The sequence below is a fragment of the Candidatus Woesearchaeota archaeon genome (genome assembly GCA_021734105.1).
Taxonomy (GTDB): Archaea; Nanobdellota; Nanobdellia; order Woesearchaeales; family SKGA01; genus SKGA01.
The window spans coordinates 38,198-59,104 of the sequence record JAIPJP010000003.1; the positions used below are offsets into that span (position 1 = coordinate 38,198).

General features: G+C 33.5%; 20 protein-coding genes. 17 read left to right on the forward strand and 3 right to left on the reverse strand.

Annotation, left to right across the window (positions count from 1 at the left end):
- Positions 1–39 precede the first annotated feature (39 nt).
- Genes K9M74_00835 through K9M74_00855 form a run of 5 tightly spaced genes read left to right on the forward strand, consistent with a single transcriptional unit; the run spans position 40 to position 5,665 of the window.
- On the forward strand, positions 40–345 hold the full coding sequence (locus K9M74_00835) for a hypothetical protein (GenBank protein MCF7798426.1): 306 nt from the start codon (positions 40–42) through the stop codon (positions 343–345).
- Position 346: 1 nt separating this feature from the next.
- Complete coding sequence (locus tag K9M74_00840; protein ID MCF7798427.1) at positions 347–1,429, forward strand: hypothetical protein; 1,083 nt, start codon at positions 347–349, stop codon at positions 1,427–1,429.
- Positions 1,430–1,462: 33 nt separating this feature from the next.
- Positions 1,463–3,058 (forward strand): ATP-binding protein, encoded by a 1,596-nt coding sequence (locus tag K9M74_00845; protein MCF7798428.1) that lies wholly within the window; start codon positions 1,463–1,465, stop codon positions 3,056–3,058.
- On the forward strand, positions 3,058–4,467 hold the full coding sequence (locus K9M74_00850; protein ID MCF7798429.1) for a hypothetical protein: 1,410 nt from the start codon (positions 3,058–3,060) through the stop codon (positions 4,465–4,467). Before K9M74_00845 ends, K9M74_00850 begins: the two co-directional genes overlap by 1 nt.
- Positions 4,451–5,665 (forward strand): hypothetical protein, encoded by a 1,215-nt coding sequence (locus K9M74_00855; protein MCF7798430.1) that lies wholly within the window; start codon positions 4,451–4,453, stop codon positions 5,663–5,665. The genes K9M74_00850 and K9M74_00855 overlap by 17 nt, the downstream gene beginning before the upstream one ends.
- A 24-nt stretch (positions 5,666–5,689) precedes the next feature.
- Here the strand turns inward: K9M74_00855 and K9M74_00860 are convergent, their stop codons facing one another.
- Entirely contained in the window at positions 5,690–6,412 is a 723-nt protein-coding gene (locus K9M74_00860; protein ID MCF7798431.1) for a helix-turn-helix domain-containing protein, read from the reverse strand.
- Between the two features lie 94 nt (positions 6,413–6,506).
- Between K9M74_00860 and K9M74_00865 the strand changes: the two genes are divergently transcribed.
- From K9M74_00865 to K9M74_00905, 9 genes are all read left to right on the forward strand, one after another.
- Positions 6,507–8,837 carry a hypothetical protein gene (locus K9M74_00865; protein ID MCF7798432.1) on the forward strand — a complete coding sequence of 777 codons (2,331 nt, stop codon included), beginning with the start codon at positions 6,507–6,509 and terminating at the stop codon, positions 8,835–8,837.
- The gene (locus K9M74_00870; protein ID MCF7798433.1) at positions 8,834–9,655 is read left to right on the forward strand and encodes a protein phosphatase 2C domain-containing protein; all 822 of its coding nucleotides are present in this window, start codon (positions 8,834–8,836) and stop codon (positions 9,653–9,655) included. Before K9M74_00865 ends, K9M74_00870 begins: the two co-directional genes overlap by 4 nt.
- On the forward strand, positions 9,639–11,096 hold the full coding sequence (locus K9M74_00875; GenBank protein MCF7798434.1) for a hypothetical protein: 1,458 nt from the start codon (positions 9,639–9,641) through the stop codon (positions 11,094–11,096). Before K9M74_00870 ends, K9M74_00875 begins: the two co-directional genes overlap by 17 nt.
- A gap of 9 nt (positions 11,097–11,105) precedes the next feature.
- Positions 11,106–13,004, forward strand: a complete 1,899-nt coding sequence (locus tag K9M74_00880) for a hypothetical protein (protein MCF7798435.1) — start codon at positions 11,106–11,108, stop codon at positions 13,002–13,004.
- Positions 13,005–13,091: 87 nt separating this feature from the next.
- Complete coding sequence (locus K9M74_00885; protein MCF7798436.1) at positions 13,092–13,424, forward strand: hypothetical protein; 333 nt, start codon at positions 13,092–13,094, stop codon at positions 13,422–13,424.
- Between the two features lie 3 nt (positions 13,425–13,427).
- Positions 13,428–14,228, forward strand: a complete 801-nt coding sequence (locus K9M74_00890) for a hypothetical protein (GenBank protein MCF7798437.1) — start codon at positions 13,428–13,430, stop codon at positions 14,226–14,228.
- A 42-nt stretch (positions 14,229–14,270) separates the two neighbouring features.
- A complete protein-coding gene (locus K9M74_00895; protein ID MCF7798438.1) occupies positions 14,271–16,361 on the forward strand; it encodes a hypothetical protein in 2,091 nt (696 codons plus the stop codon).
- A 66-nt stretch (positions 16,362–16,427) separates the two neighbouring features.
- Complete coding sequence (locus K9M74_00900; protein ID MCF7798439.1) at positions 16,428–16,703, forward strand: hypothetical protein; 276 nt, start codon at positions 16,428–16,430, stop codon at positions 16,701–16,703.
- Between the two features lie 77 nt (positions 16,704–16,780).
- On the forward strand, positions 16,781–17,365 hold the full coding sequence (locus tag K9M74_00905) for a hypothetical protein (protein ID MCF7798440.1): 585 nt from the start codon (positions 16,781–16,783) through the stop codon (positions 17,363–17,365).
- A 3-nt stretch (positions 17,366–17,368) separates the two neighbouring features.
- Here K9M74_00905 and K9M74_00910 read toward each other — a convergent pair whose 3' ends face one another.
- The gene (locus tag K9M74_00910; protein MCF7798441.1) at positions 17,369–18,568 is read right to left on the reverse strand and encodes a tripartite tricarboxylate transporter permease; all 1,200 of its coding nucleotides are present in this window, start codon (positions 18,566–18,568) and stop codon (positions 17,369–17,371) included.
- Between the two features lie 229 nt (positions 18,569–18,797).
- Positions 18,798–19,940, reverse strand: coding sequence for a hypothetical protein (locus K9M74_00915; protein ID MCF7798442.1), 1,143 nt, complete (start codon positions 19,938–19,940; stop codon positions 18,798–18,800).
- Between the two features lie 127 nt (positions 19,941–20,067).
- Here K9M74_00915 and K9M74_00920 point away from each other — a divergent pair, with 127 nt between their 5' ends.
- The 3 genes from K9M74_00920 to K9M74_00930 are packed head-to-tail and all read left to right on the forward strand — an operon-like array spanning position 20,068 to position 20,718.
- Positions 20,068–20,241, forward strand: a complete 174-nt coding sequence (locus K9M74_00920; protein ID MCF7798443.1) for an AbrB/MazE/SpoVT family DNA-binding domain-containing protein — start codon at positions 20,068–20,070, stop codon at positions 20,239–20,241.
- Complete coding sequence (locus K9M74_00925) at positions 20,235–20,432, forward strand: DUF1778 domain-containing protein (protein MCF7798444.1); 198 nt, start codon at positions 20,235–20,237, stop codon at positions 20,430–20,432. The genes K9M74_00920 and K9M74_00925 overlap by 7 nt, the downstream gene beginning before the upstream one ends.
- Complete coding sequence (locus K9M74_00930; protein ID MCF7798445.1) at positions 20,425–20,718, forward strand: hypothetical protein; 294 nt, start codon at positions 20,425–20,427, stop codon at positions 20,716–20,718. The genes K9M74_00925 and K9M74_00930 overlap by 8 nt, the downstream gene beginning before the upstream one ends.
- Positions 20,719–20,907: the final 189 nt, after the last annotated feature.

Sequence of the window (20,907 nt, forward strand, 5' to 3'; positions counted from 1 at the left end):
AATACACTACATAAGAACATTTGCACGGAGGCAAACAAAATGGGATTAATTGGAAAAGTTTTAACGGGAACTGCACTTGTTGCAGGAGGTATCGTTGTCGGTACCGGTTTAGCAAAGGATAACGACTATAAAATCACGCGAAGTGGTGATGACGTCTTCTTAAAAGATAGAGACACTAAAAAAGAATATGTACTCACCAGAACAGAAGGAGAAACATACATGGGCAATGCAACACATAACTTTGAAGGAGCATTCGTTCTTGGAAGTCAAGAAATTACAAAAGGAACAGTGAGTGCTGATTCATTAAAGAAATCATTCATGGACGTTTACCAAGGAGGTAAGTAAGATGAGTATTTTAGAAGATAGTCAAGAAACTCAAAAACAAAAATCTGGCAAGCAAGAAACAGTCAGCACAAAAGAAGCAGATCGAATCTTAGAAGAGCAAAAAAAATTCGATGAGAAAATGAGAGATATCGAAAAGCAGGCAAGAACTCTACAAGGAAATCCAAAAGATCAACAATTATTCTACGATAAGGCTGTTTACACCGCTTTAACCGGCAAAGAAGTTTCAGGAATTCAAGAGAAAATAAATGATGCAATATACATGAACACAGGTAGAAGCATGTACAAAGAACGGTCTGTTAAACATCTTAAAACAGTCGATAAAAACATCGATAAAGCTGAACGAGAACTTGAGCAAGTTGTTGGTAAATTTGAAGGCGAAATTGAATTTCAGCCAACAAGAACTATTGATGATTTTGTTTCCATGAAAGAAAGTACTCCTCAAGAATCAAAAGGTACTCGATATCAAGCTCTGGAAGCAAAAAGAGAAGCAAAAATATATGAGCGTAAAATTCAAGATATGGAAGTTGCACTATTACAATATAGTGCTAAAGAAGAAGAAATAGATAATAAAATTGAAGAACTAAGAACGTCTTTAACTACACCTGGAAATCTCGCACTTATCAGCGAACTTGAAGATGTGAAAGATGAAGTTGTTCAAAAACAAGAAGAAGTTATTGGCAAAATTGAAGACTATTCTGTTCTAAAAGAAGCAAAAGATATGGAATATGAAATTGCAGATACTAAGTTTTTGAATGAAAAAAATAATCTTTCTCAAGCACAAAGAAAACTGATGGAAGAAAAATCTAAACGAAGATTCTTAGACCTTTATATTAAAACAGATGGCATTATTGAATACGGAAACGTTATTCAGAGTATTGGAAAAGTTACTAATGGCCTAAAAGGCTATACAACTGTTTTACAGCACGAACAAGCAAAGAACAAAAGAGCATTTCCAACTTCAAATGGTATTAATGGAAAAAGTTTCAGCGGATCTGTAAAAGGCATGCACGATAAGGCAAAACTAGAAGATAGCAAATATCGAGTGGAACTTATCAAAAAAACCAAAGATAAGTATAGAAATTAAACAATTTTTTATTTTTTTAATAGGTGAATAAATATGACTCTGGAACTACTATTGGAGAGAGATCTTCTTGTTAACGATATGAATATTGCTAAAATAACTTATCGCGATCAGCTTCATATCCTCAAAGAAGCTGCAAGAAGTAAATTTAGTTTTGATATTGAAAAAGGAAATGAAGCTAAAACTCTTGTAGATGATGCAGGTTTACTATTCGCAGGAACATATACTTCTCTTGAAAGTAAAGTTGCCAAAAGAAAACCATTTACTAGTGCTCCCGATGAATTTAAACGAAGTTACTTAACATTTGTTGCGGCTGAAGGCGTATTACAATACATAGCAAAAGATGAAGATATTGAAATCAGTAAAAGTTTTAAAAGACCTGAAGTATCATTTAACCAAGGAAATTATAACCTCATCAGCGATGTTATGGAAGGTATGACTCGAGCCTTCGAAGAAAGCAGTCTGGGTAATTCAGCAATCATTGCGGCAAATTATTTAGCAAGTGTTCGCGATGAAGCATTAAAAAAAGTTCTTCGAAAACAAGCATTAAAAAAAGATTTGCAAAACTATGCTGTTATCAGCGATTTCTTTGCCGTTGAAGGTATCGGAAACAGCACTACAACAATTAATCCAACGACAGACGAAAAACCATTAGCCATCAAAGAAAAAAGCAAAATAGTGTACGATCCAATTAGTTTAACAAAAAACATTAATCTAAGCGAACCAGTTCTTTTTGAACAAATTATCGGCAATAAGGATGCAATTGAACATGTCTTTAAGAATGTCCGAAAACTATTAACTTACGACTCGAAGCTTGGTTTTAATCCGGAGCAAAAAATACGAGGACTTAATCAACTCATCATGCTTACAGGTATGCCTGGAAGCGGCAAGTCAATGATAGGACAAGCAGCAGTTCATTATGCTCTTGGCATCGCAAAAAAATATAATAAAGAAGTTGAAATTGTAAAATTTGATTTTGATACTGCATGGAAATCAGGAGAAACACAAATTCTTGAGCATCAACTTAATTATATCACCCAACCAGATAAAATACGAATAGTATTCCTTGATGAGGCAGATAAATATTTCCCTTCCCGAAATGAAACAATTGATCAAAACATCATTAAAACAATAAATACGTTTTTACAAATCGATAACCCTGCAATATATCCAAATGCAGGAAATTACCTCATCTTAACAACAACTAACAGAGGAAAAAATATCGACCCTGCAATAATGGATAGATATGCGAGAATAGGAGGCGTTCATTTTTGTAATGGACCTGAAACAGCAAAAGAACGAATAAAACTTATTAAACAGTATTTGAAAAAGCACGAAGTTGAACAATATATCAACATCACTGACTGGAACGAAATAGGAAGAAGAAGTGATAAAGTTAGTGCAAGAGCGCTTTCAGGAGTTGCTGAACTTGTTAAAGGTGAAGTATACAAAGATAATGAATTCATTGAAGACGATGTGTACTTTAATTCTGATGGAAATCAAGTAATAGATATCATCAAAAAAGACACACAAAAAGTAGGCCAAGAACAAATGTATTCATTAATACATCGAGCCAAAGAATTAGACGAAAAATTAAATAAACTCAATCAACAATTTAGAGGTAGTGCATAATGCTCCCTCGGGAAATGCTTCGCAGTAAAGAAGCAAAAGAAATATGGGATTTCTTGCATGGAAAAGAGAAGAAAGAAGAAAAATCAAAACAAAATTATAAGGTCATAAGAACAACAAGTTCTGTACCAGCAGTAGACGATGCAATCAAAACAAGATTCAAACAGACACCAAAAAATAGTATCCCGACCTCAACAGTTAGTATCGATAGTCTTATTACTAAAGGAGAGCATATTCCTGAAGCATCAATAACAACAACTCCAGAACATAAAGAAGAATCCTTACGGTTTTCAGATTTAAAAACTCCAGAACTACACGATATTGTCAAATATGCACAAAACAAAGGTATTGTTGGTGAAGAAGCATTAGTAGTTACTGCATACCTTGCACTATCTCATAATATTCATTTGGGAGTTGAAGGGTATAGTGGTTCAGGAAAAACATTTCTTACAGATAAAATTATCGACCTTATTCCTGAAGAAGAAATTTATCGAGCAGAACTTGCTTCAAAGCAAGCAATCTTTCACGATGAAGGCAGAATTAATGAAGCAAAAATACTCTATTTTCCAGAATTACAAAAAGCATTACAAGACAAAACAGCACCAGCTCTAGAGCTTATTAAAAATATTACCGAAGGTCGAGATGCAAAACGACTCGTTACTTCAAAAAATTTAGAAGGCAGTGATGAATTTATTATTACAAAAGATAAAATTATTATCTACACGCTTGCAAAAGAAAATTCGTTTAAGAAAGATACAGAACTTTCCAGAAGAATTATGCGACTAGTTACTGATTCATCACCAGAACATTTTGAAGCAATTCATAATTATAAAGCGAATGCTCGATTACAACTCAAAACTAATGGTACAAGCAAAGACTTAGCACAACGTCTGAGCAATCATCTTCACACTCTTCGTAACTTTTCCGTGCAGGTGATTGACCCATTCGCAGAATACCTCCAAGCATTTATTCCAAAAACACAGAAATCGGTCGGATATATCGACCATTACTACCACTTGGTTGACGCCTGCACGCGTTTCCATTACCAAGAAAGAGAACATTTCAATATTAATGGGCAAGATTATTTGCTCGCGCAAGTCCAAGATCATCAGTACATTCATGCACTCTACTATAACGAGTTTATGAAAACACTTGATGACTTAGCACAAGAAGATGAAGCAAAACAAGAATTTACAGCTCCTGATTGGAAAGACTGTTTTGAGCAAGGAAGAGAAAATTTGTATAACAATGAAGCCTTACACACAATAATAGAAAGAAATCCTACTCTTTTAAAGAACTGGGAGTTACGACAACTCAACCAAAGTAGCATATACACAAAGAATTATAAAACTGGTGAACTTTTCACACTTACAAGCAACGTCGAGTTAAATAAAAATGATACGATTTCCTGAAATTTGGAAAAGATACGAGCAAGGCGAGTTAAAAAGACTTGAGCCCGAGAAACCCTCTTCTACTAAAATAATGGGTTACAAAGACTTAGATGCTAGTTCACAAGCCATTAACCAAATCGCTTCATTTCAAAGTAAACCTCTTCTTAAAAAAATAAATAGCCTACCCATCACTAAACCATCCATTCCAGCATTAGAGAAAATCCTTGAACCTATAGAAGCTGCAGAAAAAAATATTGCTGATAAAGTTGATTTATTCGAGCTTCACGGACATTTTATCAGAGTCATAAAGCTAGGAGATGCATATGATAATTTCATTCTTGGTGCCGAGATAAAAAATTATCTGGACTTTGACTTTTTCTATACAAATCTCAAAAATGGAAAAAACGAATCAATTGTTCAAAAAAAACGAGAACAAGTTGATTCTATACACGAAGTGGTTGTAGGCCTACATCGTCTTGCACAGCGAAGAAAAATTGATGATGAAATCCCTTACATGAATAAACAGACCATTACAGAATACAGCACCACCCGTAATGAAATTAACAAGATTAAAGGCAATATAGCGCGCATCAAAGAAGAATATGAATACACTGATTTACTTTCAAAGAAAGGTCAAAAAGATATCAAAGAACTCCAACATGAAATTAAACAATGGTGGAAAAAAGATCTCATTACTAACGCAAAGGCCATTGGCTATGTTGAAGGTGTTGCAGAGCTTAAAGACTTACACGAACTACTTAAAGATGCACGAAAACACCCAAAAGAATATCAAGTAGCAAAACGAGCACAACAACGAATTAAACAACAGACGCAACCAGCAGAAACAATTACACCTTATGAAGTAAAACAAGAAGAAACAAAGCAACCAGTTTCCGCTCTAGAGCCTGAAGAAAAAACACCTCAATATTCACTGTCCATGCACCTGTTCTCCATTGGCTATCCACAAAACTTCCAATACTTTCCACTTAGAAGCTCACTTGTTGAGCAAGACGCTTGGCCGAAACGATTCGAACGATTTAACAAATATCTTACTAATTTAACAGCGACAAAAGCTGTGCTTCAGATGAGTACAGAAGATAAAACATATTTAAAGTCAATTGCAGAAGGCATGTATCTTGCAGCAGAGAAGCCAGAACCAGACTTCCCCGTAAAAACAGCTAAAGAGACATACAAGACGCTTCAAACACTTAGTTCTTAGAAATTTTCAAGATATTGCTTAGCGTTACTTTTTTGCAGCTTCCCAGAGAAGTGCGAAATATTTTTTGTAGCTCTGCGCGACTTGTTTATTTTTTACAACGATGCAGACTAGAGGTTTTTCCCAAAGCGTAATCATTATCTCATCACCACAGACCCAAGTTGAAACTTGCGAATCAAAAGACTCAGGCAGAAATCTTGCTTGGGTTAATTTCATTTTATTTAAGAATTTAATTCGATCAGTCGCATCATGATTGTAAATATGGAGCATCTTTACACCTTGCTGTATTCTATCTTTGTGAAAATGAGGAATTTTTGTTCTTACCAGTTCAGGAACTGTATTAGGAATACCATAGACTCGAATATCATCGTTGTACTTTAGAAAGCCACGCATGGCATTAAACAAACCTTGGAGACCTTCAGCCACGTAAGACTCGCTCGTATCTTCTACTAATCGTCTTGAAAGTTCTAATTGCGGAAGAATGGCAGTAAGTTGATTTTCTTTTGCCTTTAGAATATTCATCAAAGCGCTTGGCTCAACAGCTTCATAGTAAGAAACTTTTTCTTTTTGCATATACGTTGCAAGGCCACGAGCAACAAGTTTTTTAAGAGCATCATAAATGTTTGCACGGTGAAGTTTAGTTGTATCTGCTACTTTTGTAACCGTTGAAACACCGTCGTGAAGGAGTGCTAAGTAGATTTTTGCTTCGCTGCGACTCAGACCAATATCGACCAAAATATCTTCGTTCATTTATAAATAACCCTGTTTAAACTATATAATTCAGCAAAGATATATAAATATTGCTGCCACCCTCTACTGTAAAGTAGTACACGGGGAAGAACGTATGACAGCTGTATTTGATGCAAACCAACTAATGGCCAGACAACAACGACAACAAGTTGAAGCAGCACTACGCGGTTGGGATCATCTCAATCCAAAAAAATATAATATTCTTTTTATTGGTGATGGTGGCGTTACTCAAAACGCCATAAATCTTATTGCAAATAATGCCAATAAATTCATATTTGATATCGACCATATTTATATCGTCGGAAGAGTTCAAGAAGGAAGTGTACAGAAACGAGAAAAAGCAATTAGAGATGGCAAGATACATACAAGGATAGATAACAATGAAATTAAGATCAAACCAAGAAGTTTTGAATATTTAGAAGAACTACTTCAAGGCAATAAAACTGATTTAGTCTTTTTTACACTAGATAAAAATCCATCTAATGAGTATGATAGAAGCAAGTTATCCGCAGAAAATATTAGTTTAGTAGAAAAACTCAAAGGTAAAGTCAAAGCAGATTTTACAGGAATCATCAATTTTGTTTCCAATCTGCCAGAAGTCTTAGCAGCTTATGCAACACAAATTCTAGATATTGACCCAAGACAAATAACTGCAAATGTTCCACTTGATCTTCTTCGAGCAGAATCAATAATCTATAATGAAATAAGAGAAGAAATTTCTGGATTTACAGGATTTGAAATAGTTATGGCAGGATTTCATGATCAAATAATACCCTTTTTAGAACACTCCAAAATTTGGACTGGCTACACCATAAACAAAAACACAACAGAAAGAAATTTTAAAACATTTAACGAATACATTGCAAGAGATCCTCGATTTGAAGGAGCTGTTAGAGAACAAGTAAGTAAATATGCAAAAGAAGACTTTGAATTATTAGAAGCGTACTTAAAAGCAAAAGGGTTTGAATGGCAACAAGGTGCAACCATTGAAACAACAGGTGCAGGAATTTTTAGATTTACTCAAACAGTAATTAATGGAGAAAAAACAATTACAGGCATCCCTGAACTAGTAGGAGATAAATACTATTTCAAAAACTTACCAGTTACATTTGAAAATGGTTTTCCCCAACGAGATGAAGAAGTAATCAGAAAGCTCTCCGAAGAAGACAAACGACTTATAGATGCAACAATTGTAGATTCCAAGCATACAACACCAAATCAAAGAAAAAATTCAATAATGCCAAAAACACTTCAAACAATCATTGAAGAAACGACTAAAGAAGTTAATAGAAAACGAAGCAAGCATGATAAAATAATAATAGCATGTCAAACCCCGCGAGCAACCGATGAAGAATTAGCAGAGAAGTTTGGTAAGCGAAAAAAGCTCAACATAAAAGAAGTTGATGAAGCAACCATAAAACATCTTCAAAATAAAAACATGAAAAAAGTTCTTGAGGAAGGTTTATACACCACATTTGCTCTGAAAAAATCAAACAATAAAACAGGATTTACTTATTACGAATTCGCAGGTTCAATTGAACCCTTCAATTCCAAGCCATATCAAGTGAGAAACAAGAATCTTTCTTACGAAGAAGAAAAAGAATTCCTCAGAAAATCACCAATTACAAAAATTAACCATTACAAAGAACATATTTATGCAACTATCGCAACTCAAGGAAAAAACAATCTTTTTTGCACACTAGGACTGGTTGAATTTGAAAAAAACAATGGTTTAGAAGGACAAATTATCTGGCAATGTGAAAAGCCAATGGACTCAATTATAGAAGAATTTATCATTCAAAAAAATCAAACTGTTGCAATAGTCTCAACACCCGATGGCCAGTTTCTTGAACGAATAGATCAAAAAGGAAAAATAAGAGAAACCACGAGTTTGCCTGAACAAATATATGGATTTCAAAAATATAAAGAAGGATTATTGCTTATTGGAGAGGAGAATGTTTATCAATACACGAATAAATGGAAAAAAATTGCTCCAAATAACAAAGGACGGGAGTATGAACTGCTTAGTGATAGAAATATTCTTTTAACGATGTCTGAAAACAGGGCCAACATTATTGATTTGGAAAAAGGTTTGATAACTTCTTATCCAACTACAAATTATCTTGGAACTATTGCATCTGAGAAAAAATATTTGCAATTAGCAACATCAAACGAAGAAGGCATAGTTATCCAAGAATTTAGAAGCAAAGAGGAAGCAGTCTCTAAAGAAAGTAAGGAACGATTTATCAGAGAAAGCCAGTTAGAAGATCCTTGGAAAATATATGCACCAAGAAAAAATGTTCTTATAACATTTCATCAAGATAATATCTTTGCAACAAGCCATAACGATTTAGGACAATTAAAAACAGTGAATTTAGTTTCAGGAGCACAGTTCTTAGATTTTGGAGGGTTTTTTGAAAAATGAATTATTTAGAGTTTATTACAAAAACAGAATTTCAAAACAAACGATCTGAACAACAAGATAGAACTTATTATGACCTAGAACAAGGAATAATTTTAGTTGCAGACGGACTTGGTGGAGAAAAACATCTCCGAGGAGATTATGCAAGCCAATTAGCTGTTGAAGAGATGAGAAAACATATCGAATCAAATAATTATATGATTAAAGAGAAAATTATTTCAGAAGGCGAAATTACCTATTGGTTCAAAGTAAGTTTAGAAAAAACAAATGAACTTATCGCGGAGCTTTCCCATAAAACTGAACAGTTCAAAAATACAGGAACTACACTTGAGGCACTGCATATCTACAAGAACCGATTATATTATGCACACATAGGCGATAGTGCGACATTTATCATCAGACCAAATGAAAAAAATTATGTAAACTGGTCTATGCATGGTTCAATTCAAAAACTAGCACAAGAACATAATAGTAATAAAGAAAACACAACAGGATTTGTTACAAGTTACTTAGGCAGAGACAGCAAACTATCCGAAAACAAATTCGAATTTAACATATATAAACTTCAACCTGGAGATATCATATTTTCTTGTACTGATGGAGTTACTAACCCATTAATAACAGATGATATTCTTGACATTTTTACTAATAATAGAATAGTTGACGTTAGTAAAAAGATTATCGAACGAGTTAATAATCCTGTAGGAAGACTTATTGAACTTCAAAAAAAAGGAAAAAAACATACACTCCAACAATACTTAGGAGATAATGCTTCTTTCGTAATATATCAAGTAGGTAATACATATGACAAAAGAAAATAATAGCTCGACAAACAAAAAAAAATATATAGATAAAGTACTTCTTAAAAAAGAAAAAACACTAATAGATGCTCTTGAGAATTCAAAATTATATGAACTAGAGTACGACAGACAAACAGGCGTAGAAAGAGACACAAAAAAAACAAGAATAACATTTAATGCAAGAGATACAAAAGGAAATTCTGTGTTCATAAAAATTCCTTTTCCTACTGAGCCGGAAACAAACAAACAGCAAATAACAAGAGTTGTTCAGCTTAGAAAGGCTCTAACCGAAGTTAATCCTCTAGCAAATGAAATTTTGTTTAGAATTGTTCGCGATGAGCCTCTTTTCTTAAATGGTCTTTATGGAATTGTAACAGAACGAGGTCATCATAATCTACAAGATTACTTTCAACATACAAGCAATCAGCAAGAACGTGCAAATACAACATTTCATGCAATTCAACAATCAACAAGAGGAATGCAATTACTCCATCAAAATAAATCAATAGTGTGTGATTTTAAGCCAACTAATTTGGTTTTTTTCTCAGATGACGAGTGGATGATAGTCGATCCAGAGAGTTTTAAACCATTAGGAAGTAAACGATTTGATCCAAAACTTCGTGTTGAAGGTAGCCACTCATCAAGTGGAAGAACAAAAGACTATGCAGACTGGCAATTAGAAGACAAACTTCATGACCCTCTATCCATACTTACAGACTGGTATGCGGTAGGAACAACACTTTTCGAAGCATACTACGAAACAACACCTAATGTGATTTTCCAAGAAAAAGAAATTGCCGATAAAAATAAACAAGTAGAATGCCTTCTTGGAATGATTAACCAAATTCCTAATGAAGTTCATCGTCATTTCATGCAAAGAACAATGGGATACGTTCTTGAAGGAGAACTCTTGCCTGAAAGAAAAACATACACTGATTTCAGATTCAGAACAACTGAAGAGACAAGAGGGTTCCTTGAAAAAGGAGAAGACTCACTTCTTGAACAAAAACTAAGTCATAAAGATTATCAAGCATTTCTAAAAAGCGTTCAAGATTTCAAGGACTTAAAAGAAAGAGTGACTCAAAAATCAAGCGGGCTTGAAGGATCGCTAACGATAGAAAATGCTGAAGCTGTTCGATCAACATACAAGAATGTTTATTCTTGGTATGCAAACGAGCATGTTAGTCCTCTACAACAAAGTAAAGAACATTTAAAAGAAGTTGAAGATATCAAAGAGCAAATTGTCTTTAGCGAGTTTGAAAAGATGAGAGCTTACCTACAAAAAAATAAAGATTTAGAAAATAAGAAAATTGCTAAGCCAATGTGGGAAATCTTTTCAAAAGCAATGATACTTGGCTTAAATAAAGAAGAAAAAATGTATTCTCTTCAGGACATTGAAAAGTTAGATGATAAATATATTTTAGAAACAAGACAACTCATCAATAAAATTAAACAATTATAGTAAAGAAAAATGCCGCAAGACCTAGGAGAATTAGTAAGGCAAGAAGCCAATAGACGACTTAAAATACACGAGCAATGGGAGCGACGGCGCGACAGGCAAAAAGCTTGGGAGAAAAACAGACAAAAATTCTTTGGCAGCGCTAAGTTCTTAGGAACAACAGCACTCCTCTTTGGTGGTTTAATGATAGGCAATAAGTTAGTTAATACTGTTCCTCCTCGAGAATTTAAACATAAAATAAAAAAATACGAAAATAAAATCATTGAGTTAGAAAAAGATAGCGCCTCTTATGTGCTAAGCACTCAAAAACTTCAAGAAGAGAATGCTACTTTTGAAGAAACTAATAAAGAACTTCAAAATCAAATAATTGTTGAAAAAAATAAAATTCGCACACATAATTTTTCAGGAAAAGGAATACCGCACACAACTGTTCAAATTTATAAAAATGGAAAAGCTAAAACCGGAATAATAAATAATAGTGGAAAAATTAATATTACTTGGGAAGATAAAAATAAAACATTTCTCGCAGACAGCATCATCGCATTTCTTGATGGATACAAACGAGCAAAAGCAACAAATGTCTCAATAGGAGAAAAAGTTAGTTATAATTTACAACTAAAAAAAATTCCCGAATCTCGAAAAGAAATTCCAATAACGCCTCAAGCCAAATACCCCTTAGTTCTTAATGGAAAAAAAACAAAAGGTGCAAATATTACGGCTTGGCATAATAAAAAGGAATTAAAACCAAAAGACTATGGAACTACCTATACCTTTTCATGGACTGGCAATTCTAAATCTATAGTTATAGATAGCATAATAGGAGCATTAGAAGGATATAAACGAATGAAAATAATCGACTTGCAAGTAAATGAACAGACTACTCAGAACTTCATTTTAGAAAAAATTTCTTCAGAAAAAGAAAATAAAATAATTCAAACAAAACCCCGACTAGAACAAGAAATAAACATGCCAATAGAAAGCGGCGATAAAAAAAGAACACGGAAATTAACAGCCGCTCCCTTAAAAGAAAGAGGAAATAAGTTAATTCTTGAATCAGGCGTGTATGAACAAATTCAGTCAATTAATATCCCTTCAGGAAAAACACTTATCATTGAGAAAGGAGTCATTATTCAAAAGTCGCCAGGATTTGGAATTAACGCCACTGGAGGATCACTTCATGTTAAAGGCACACAAGAAAACCCTGTAGGTATTATTGGCGGAGAAGGAATCGAACTTATTAATTCAGAAAAAAATAAAGTTAGCTACTTAGTTCTTTCAGATATTATAGATTACGATACCGACGATGGAGGAGCATTTACATTACGAAACACAGAAATTTACTTTGATAACCTTACTGTTAATAATGCGCAAACAGCGGGTAGTGGTGGAAGTATTGCAGCATATCGATCTGACGTTGAACTTACTACCAGTAAATTAGTTAGAGGAAAGGCAGGGTTTTATGGAGGAAACCTTTACATCTACGATTCGCCATACATCATAACAAATTCTACAATCACCAAAGGTTCGGCAAAAAAAGGAGGAAATATTTACGTTGAAAGTACTAAAATAAGAGATATAAAAGAAGGTAAAAAAGCATATGCAGAAAAACCATATATAGTCATTACTACTAGTGAAGTTACTCAAGGTGTCGCTACAACAAAAGGAGGAGGTATTTGTTTGATAGATATTGGGACAAAAATAACTAATACTGAAATAAGTCATTGTCAAGCGCAATACGGTGCAGGAGTTTATGGAGAAAAGGGCGCTTATGATTTTAGAACTAGTAACATCCATAACAATATCGCAACAGTTTCTGGAGGGGGAGGCTATTTTGTTAAAATTGGCCCTTCGTTAGACTCCTTTAGACAACCATTCTCCAATAACAAACCAAATAATTTTATAGAAAAATGAAACTCACACATATAATCAAAACAAGAGTAGTTATCACTTTAGCAAACATGTTAACAACACGATGCGCATCAAACAAAAAAATAAAAAATGATTAAAATGATACAAGCAAACTATAACCCTAATAACAATAAATTATCACCTTGGGAAAAAGAAGAACGAAATAAAATTAACAAATTTGTTGGAAAGTATCTTCTTTGGGGAGGAGTAGTAATTGCAAGCTATATGGGTGTAAAAGCAGTTAGTACTAGATTGCCAACCGAAGAAAATAAATTTGAATTTGCAAAATATGATAAACGAATTAATCAACTTGAAACGGAAGTAAACAAATTAGAAAAAACATACAGTTTAGAACAGAATAAAAATACTAACCTTCGTAGACAAAAAAATAATTTAGAAAAAGAATTACGAAAAGTACAATAAAAAATGAAAGCAACTACATTAGTAAGTATTATCGCAGGAGCAAGTTTGCTTCTGAGCACAGGATGCGCATCAAACAAAAAAATAAATAGTAGGGATTTTCAAGCAGTTTCAGAAGATATTAACCTTAAAATAGAACAATATATGCATTGGGGTGTTGGCGTAGGTATCGAGAATATTGGACAAACGGTTATTGATGTTCCTGACCAGCCATACAGCAACGAAGAAAATGAAGATATTGTAGTAGACATTCCAAATCTTAATTTTCAACTAAATTACAGATGGTTTCACGTAGGAGTGGGCTTGCCACTTCAATTCGAAGATAGAAGCTTGCGTGCGTGGGGAACTTATACGCTAGACTTACCTGAAGAAGATAACGTAAAATTTAATGGATTAACAGAGCTTGTATGGAACTCAGAAGCAACGCCTGCATATGAAGCAGGACTCACATTTTATCTTAACAAACAGGCACGAATGGGATTTATTTTAGGTTTAGGAAAACAAGACTATACAGCAATTTTGAAAGCAGATTTTTCGGACTGCGAGAACACTACATATGGTTCCATTAAAAATTATACTTCTGCAAAAGAAGAAATGCGTGTTGATTATACGGGCTGGTCGCCACAATTCGGTATAGCATTGAGAACAAAAAATGATGGTCGACTAACAATTAATCTTATTGGAAGAATACAAGACATTAATACACATGGCAGCATAGAAGAATATAATTTGCCAGAAAAAAAATTTATCAAAGGTGCTGAAATTAATTTTATTATTCCTCTCACAACAAAGAAAACCATGCAATAAATATTCAACAAACTATCCAAATACTATCAATGGTGAACCACTATGAAACCAGACCTTGCAGAACTTGTCAAGAACGAAGCAACTAGACGAATTAACCTAGTTAGAGAAAGGGAAAAACAAATAGAAAAAAAACAATTAATCAATCTTGGAATAAAGAATCTAGGAATAACAACAGTACTTGCTGGAATGATTATTTTAGGAACAAGATATATTAATCAACTACCACCAAGAACACTTGAGTATAAAATAAATCGAAAAGAACAACAAATAGAACAACTCAAAAAAGATGTTACATTTGAAGAAGGCAGAGCAAACATCGCCAAAGAAAGAAACAATAGTTATCGAAATGAAATTGCCAATCTCACTAATCAAATTGAGAAAGAAGAGGAAAGAAGAAATGTTTTTGGCAAAGTAAAGAAAAAATACGAAGTTCCAGAAAACAACACTAGAACAACACCACAAAACGATCAAACAATAAGGCAATCAAATAATAGTTTAAAACAACAAAACGAACAAATAACAACAGAACCAGCAAAAGAAAATAAAAAAACAAACACGCCAAGGGAAACAATAACAAATAATAAAAACGAAAAATCAACAAAACAAAAAACTACAAATACTACAACAACAAAAACAAGCTCGAAATCAACAAAAATAGCCAAAACAAAAAAACAAGAAATAAAAACACAACCAGAATCAAAAATATACAATTTATCAATCGCAGGATCAACAAGAGATAATGCAAAAATCGTTATTTGGGATGACGGAAAGATTATTGATCAAAAAGATGCAAAGTACGGAATCTTTGATATTTCTTGGGAATCTTCAACAAACAATAGGAGAATAGACAGTGTAACAGCTCGACTTGAAGGTTACAAACCAATGACTAAAAAAAATGTTCTTGCTAAAGAAAAAACACTCCTTCAATTCCCATTAGAAAAAATCGAAGGGGTTCAAACCAAACCAGTAGAAAGAAATACTAACAGAGTAAGAACCAATACAGCAAATAATCAAGAAACAAGTTCTCGAAACAATCAACAAACAATCGAAGAAAAAATCAACAAAGTAGACTTGCCAACTGAACGATACTCTATTTCAGGAACAGAAATAATTTCTGCAGGACATTACCGAGTAAACAAAACAATCACAGTCTCCGATCAAGGCACATTAATAATTGAGCCAGGAACACATCTTTATTTTGCGAGAACCGCAGGAATCGACATAAGAGGATATATCCAGGCAAAGGGAACAAGCGAAGAAAAGATTCATCTTGAACCTGAAGAAAACCTTTGGCGAGGAATTACAGTTAATGAAGCGCACATCCACGATATTAAACATTTTAGAGCGCAAGTAGCAGAAGAAAGATATGGAATAAAACAAAAAAGCGGCCAAGCACAACAACAATTTATCCATACAATGATTACTGATGCGCTTACAGCAATATATATCCAACGAGGTTACCTCGCATTAGACGACTGTAAAATAGAAGGAAGCCGACAACAAGCAATGATTCTAAAAGAAGGAACAATACAGGTAAATAAATCGGAATTCAATCATAACGGCAATAAAGCCAATGGAGGCGTGCTTTATGTGCAACTAGGAACTGCAAAATTTTCAAACTCAACATTTTCAAATAATAAAGCAAACAACGGGGGTGTTTTCTTTGTAGATTATGTGCACAGAACAAGTTCAGGACGTAAACTTTCCGATGAGTTTAATTTTGAGAACTGCAAGTTTAACAACAACAAGGCAAATTATGCAGGCGGAGCTATCCTCATGTTTGGCAACACAGGAGCATTATTTACAGGATGCACATTTGAAGATAATAATGCACAAATAGGCGGAGCGATGTCCATTCAATTTAACGAAGCTCGAGGAATAGGAGAAAATAAGGGTACAGGAGCAGAAGCATACATGCAACGATACCTCGCAGGAACAAAACAACCTCGAATATACACTTCACAAAATGTAATCATAAAAAACTCTCGTTTTAACAACAACAAAGCAAGTAAAGACTTAGGCGGAGGAGCAATAAGTCACAGCAAATACGCAGGAATTAATGTTAAAGCAAATTTTAGCAATAATATTCCTCAAGATATCGCCATTATGGAAACAGGAACTATCGTGAAATAACTAAACAAATAATCAGCAATACATAAAAAAGTTTCAAAATATGTAACAAATAAGAAGGGAAGTGCCATGAAAGAATACAACAAAATTGTAAAAAATTATTTCACCATAGGACTTATTGGTACAGGAATATATCTTGGAGCTTTTTATACAAGCACCCGAATACTAACACCCGAGCAACAAGAAACAATACAAGCCCTAAACCAAGATATAAACTCACTCAAACAACTACAACAACAATATAAAGGCAGTTATCAATCAGCTAAAGAAAATTTTCCTGCATTGTCAAAAGAAAAAAACAAACTGGAAAAAGAATTAGAAAAAGTGACAAGAAAAGATAGATAAGCCTACTTTTATAAATAAAAAACAAAAGGTGCTGAAATTAATTTTATTATTCCTCTCACAACAAAGAAAATTATAAAATGACTGATAAAAATATTGCTGATAAGGTCAGAGAACTACTTCAAGAGCGAGAGCAAGTATATATTCTCAGAGAGAAACAGAAGCAAAAAGAACAAGAAGCAATACAAAAAAAGAAGCTAGCTAGGAAAAAAAAGAAAGAAAGAGAAAAACAAAAATTAAACAATTATTACAATAGACAAAGAAAAAAAGAAAACTTAGCTAAACTAAGAGAAAAAGATAGACAAGAAAGAGAAGCAAACGATAACGAAATAAACATACTTAAACAAAAAAGGAATAACATTAGAGAACGATATTCCACATCTTTGAAGAGTCAACAATATTTAAAACCAAGAAACACACGCGAGTATAATTACAAATCACACGAAAAAGCAAGAGAAAAAACTGAATGGGAAAAAAATAAACCTGTCCGATTAATTGGGGGAATATTGGGTTTTGCAGGGCTTGCGGGAGTTATTGCTAGCTATGGTTTAGATGATAGCCACACCATAGCTCAACAAACTACGGACTCCATTAAAACTATTTCTAGTTTTGCTTTGGGCATCGGATTATATGTTAGTTTCAAATATGGGAGCTATGGAAAATAAAATCTACCACAAATATAATATCACAGGAAGAATTAGACAACCTAAAAGCATATTTTTCTGCGCACCATATTTACTTGCAAGAATTCCCAAACTTGTTGCAGTGAGAAGAATTAATAATCCCTGAAGTTTTGAAAGTAATATAACAATAATCACTAGAAAAATAATAACTCCCCACACAAGTTTTTGATAATTAACTTTCGGAAGAAATCTTGCTAACCTTCTTGAAAGCTTTAAACCAAGAATGGTTGCAATGCCACCCACAAGTAAAAGCACACAAACAAAAATAAGTAACTGATTTGAGGAAATACTTCCTAATAAACTTTTCACGCCAACTATTGCGCCATTTCTAGCTTTCCCTAACACCATCATCGTTACTAAAGAGAACGAAAAGTTTACCGTGTTAATTCCACCAACAAGCAAGAGATATTCAGCAGGTGTTTTTTCTTTAAGCGTTGTGCTGGCAACGAGCGCTGCCTGACTACTTCCAAAGCCTGGTAGAAAAGAAGCAAGCATACCAACAAGTGTTGCTCTTAGTGTTACACCTTCTAAAGATTTTTGTTTAATTGGAATAATTAATTTAGATAATTTTTGCACAGGCATAATACTTGCCGTTGCTAAGCTGTATAATAGTGTACTTGTACCAAAAAGTCCTGAAAGGAGCGGTAATAAAATTTGTTTTTGAGAAACTAAAGAAAAGCAAATTAGACCAAGAAGCCCTGCAGTTAAAAAGAAAAAAGAATTTCTAAAAATTTTTTTTGAAAGAATGATAAGAAAAATAATAATTCCTAGTAAACACTTACCAATATAAGGCGAGATAAATGCTTGCACAGGAGGCAAAATTTTTATGCCGATAGGAATAAATAGAATAGTTAAAAGTAAAGCAGCTAAAGAACCAAGAAGGGTGTAAGTAATTGCCAAATGACCTTTACCTTGCATTAAAAGTTGATGACCAGGAAGCACACCCACGACCATCGACTCATCAGGAGCTCCTAAATAAATGGAAGGAATACTATCTAAAAAGGAATGTGTGAGCGCAAGGCTAATAATAAATAATGCAATTAAAAACGGAGAAACACCACAAAGAACACCAACACTAGAAACAACAATAGCAGTAATTAAATTTACATGAACTCCAGGAATAAGGCCTGTGATTATCCCGGCATTCACCCCGATGATGATTGCCAGTAAAATTTCAAAGAACATAAAACGCTTATATCCTCGAAATTTATAAGTTTCACGCCTTCTTGTCCGAAAGATTTTCGATCAATTCTGAAAGGTTTTCTTTATAAACACATGCCGGAAATTTAATGCATTCCCGGAACGTCATCAAGACACCAAACCAGTATTCTGTTTGGATGCTTATTTTTTGTTATGTGGTAGGTTCTTTATATAATTTTCTTTGTTTAGTTGAACACCTGGAATAAATTTAACTTTATTTTGTCTGTTTGGAGGTTCTACGCTTTCTATATGCTTCAAGATCTTCTTCTAATTTTCTCTTTAAAGGATCAGGTCTTGTTGATTGTGCCAGTCTTACCCGAGAATCTTCATTAATTATTGTTTCTTTTTTATATTTAAACTCCTTATTTATTCTTAGATATACTGCTTCAACAAGACCTTCAGTAGTTGAATAATCACATTGGAGTGGGAGAAGAGAATCCAATATTCTTCCTGATACAACATCAGATAAATAAAAAACAAGAAAATTAGCAACTAATCTTTTGTTAAAACCTTTCACTTCAATAAAAAAATGATTTTGAATTAATCGAACAAATAAGTCTTCGGTTTTAATAGGCTTGTAATCCTTTGGATGAACATATTTATTATCATACCACAAATCAAAAAACTCAATAGCAAAGTGATGCCTTGCTGAAGATTCTTTTCTAAATTTTGGATTTGAAAAAACATAGTCTGCAATCGAAGGTGAAACTATTAACATATTTAGTAGAACCAACGAAGTTTCTTTATTCAAATTAATTGAATCATCCGAATGAGTCCCATAAAACAAAGATGCTTTAGCTACATCTCTAACTATTTTTTCCTTATATTTTATGAAAGATTCAGTAAAATATTTTGTTTGATAAAGATAATTCTCTAATTTATGCTCAATAAAGTCCCTTACTATTTTTTTAAAAGATGAATAGTTCGTTTTCAAGGAATATCTATGGCTTTTATCTTCAGGATTTATTTGGATATAATCCAAAGTACCTCTTCTTAAATAAGATTTTAAATCAATTTCTTGTACATCGCATTTTCCAAAAGTTAATGAATCCTTCAGAAGTTCTCTAGTAAATCCTTTGGATTCAAAATACGCTGAATGTATTAGTACAATTTTTCTATACAGTGTCTTGAATCTGTTTTTGTATTTTTTGTTGAACTCAAACCAAGATATAATTTTAGGAATTAAATCTAAACTGTATATACCTATCCCTTGCTTATTGATAAAATCAGATAAAGGGTTAGGAAGAGCATTATAGATTTTTGTTTGTTCATAATCTAAATCAACACTCGACCTCATAAGAACTAAATAAATTGCATATTTTTTTTGAAGATTGGAAATATTGGAATAATCTAACATATTATAATTAATACTTATATATTATTTAAAGTTTTCTATTTTGGATATTTATGATATCCAAATCGGATATTTTAGTACTCCCTAACGTATCCTCACCCTAATATACTTCTACAGCAATAATTAAGATATGATCAAAAGACAAATTTTTACATGGGGAGGTTACTCTTTTGGAATCACTTTGCCCAAAAATTGGGTGAAACGAAACGATGTTTCTCAAGTAGAAATTGAAGAATTTGATCAAGAATTAATCATAAGAATTGCAAAAAATGACGCAAACACAGGAGGAGCTGACAAATGCTGAGAAAGACTTGCCTCCTCCAGCTTCGAGTCACTGCTGATCAAAAACAAATGATCGAAAAACTTGCCGAAATCAATGGTTATAACTCCCTCAGTGACTTCATTCGATCAAGAGCCTTACAATCTAATCTCATAGAGCTACGTCTAAACGAAATCAAGAAAATGCTCCAAAAAGAGGTCGGTAAACATGACTGATGGAGAAATTGTTGAAAATCGAGGTGGAAAAATAATGACTAAAAAAACATTTCGGGATCACCATGCAACACCAGTTACGTCTATACGTGCTTTTTGTCTGCATTGCATGGGGTTTTCACGTAAAGAAGTTGGAAAATGCTCCGCCCCTGAGTGCCCCTTGTTTCCTTATCGAATGGGAAAGCGACCTAAGAATAGCACCAAAATAGGGCTTACTGAGGCTTGCTTTATCGCCGACAGGGGTAACATGAACGAATTGAAAATAATTGAAAATAGCGAAGAAAATTAGGGGCTAGCTAGTGATTCACAATCCTCCATGTGAGGTCACCTGTTTTTGTTGTTGTTTGGAGATCCTGAAAGAAATTAACTTTCTTCCAGGAACCTCCATTTAATCAAATCAAAAAAGATCAAAAATGGAATTACCAGAACATCGATACACAAGCCTGATGCACAGATTTTATGCTAAAAGGAAGGGATT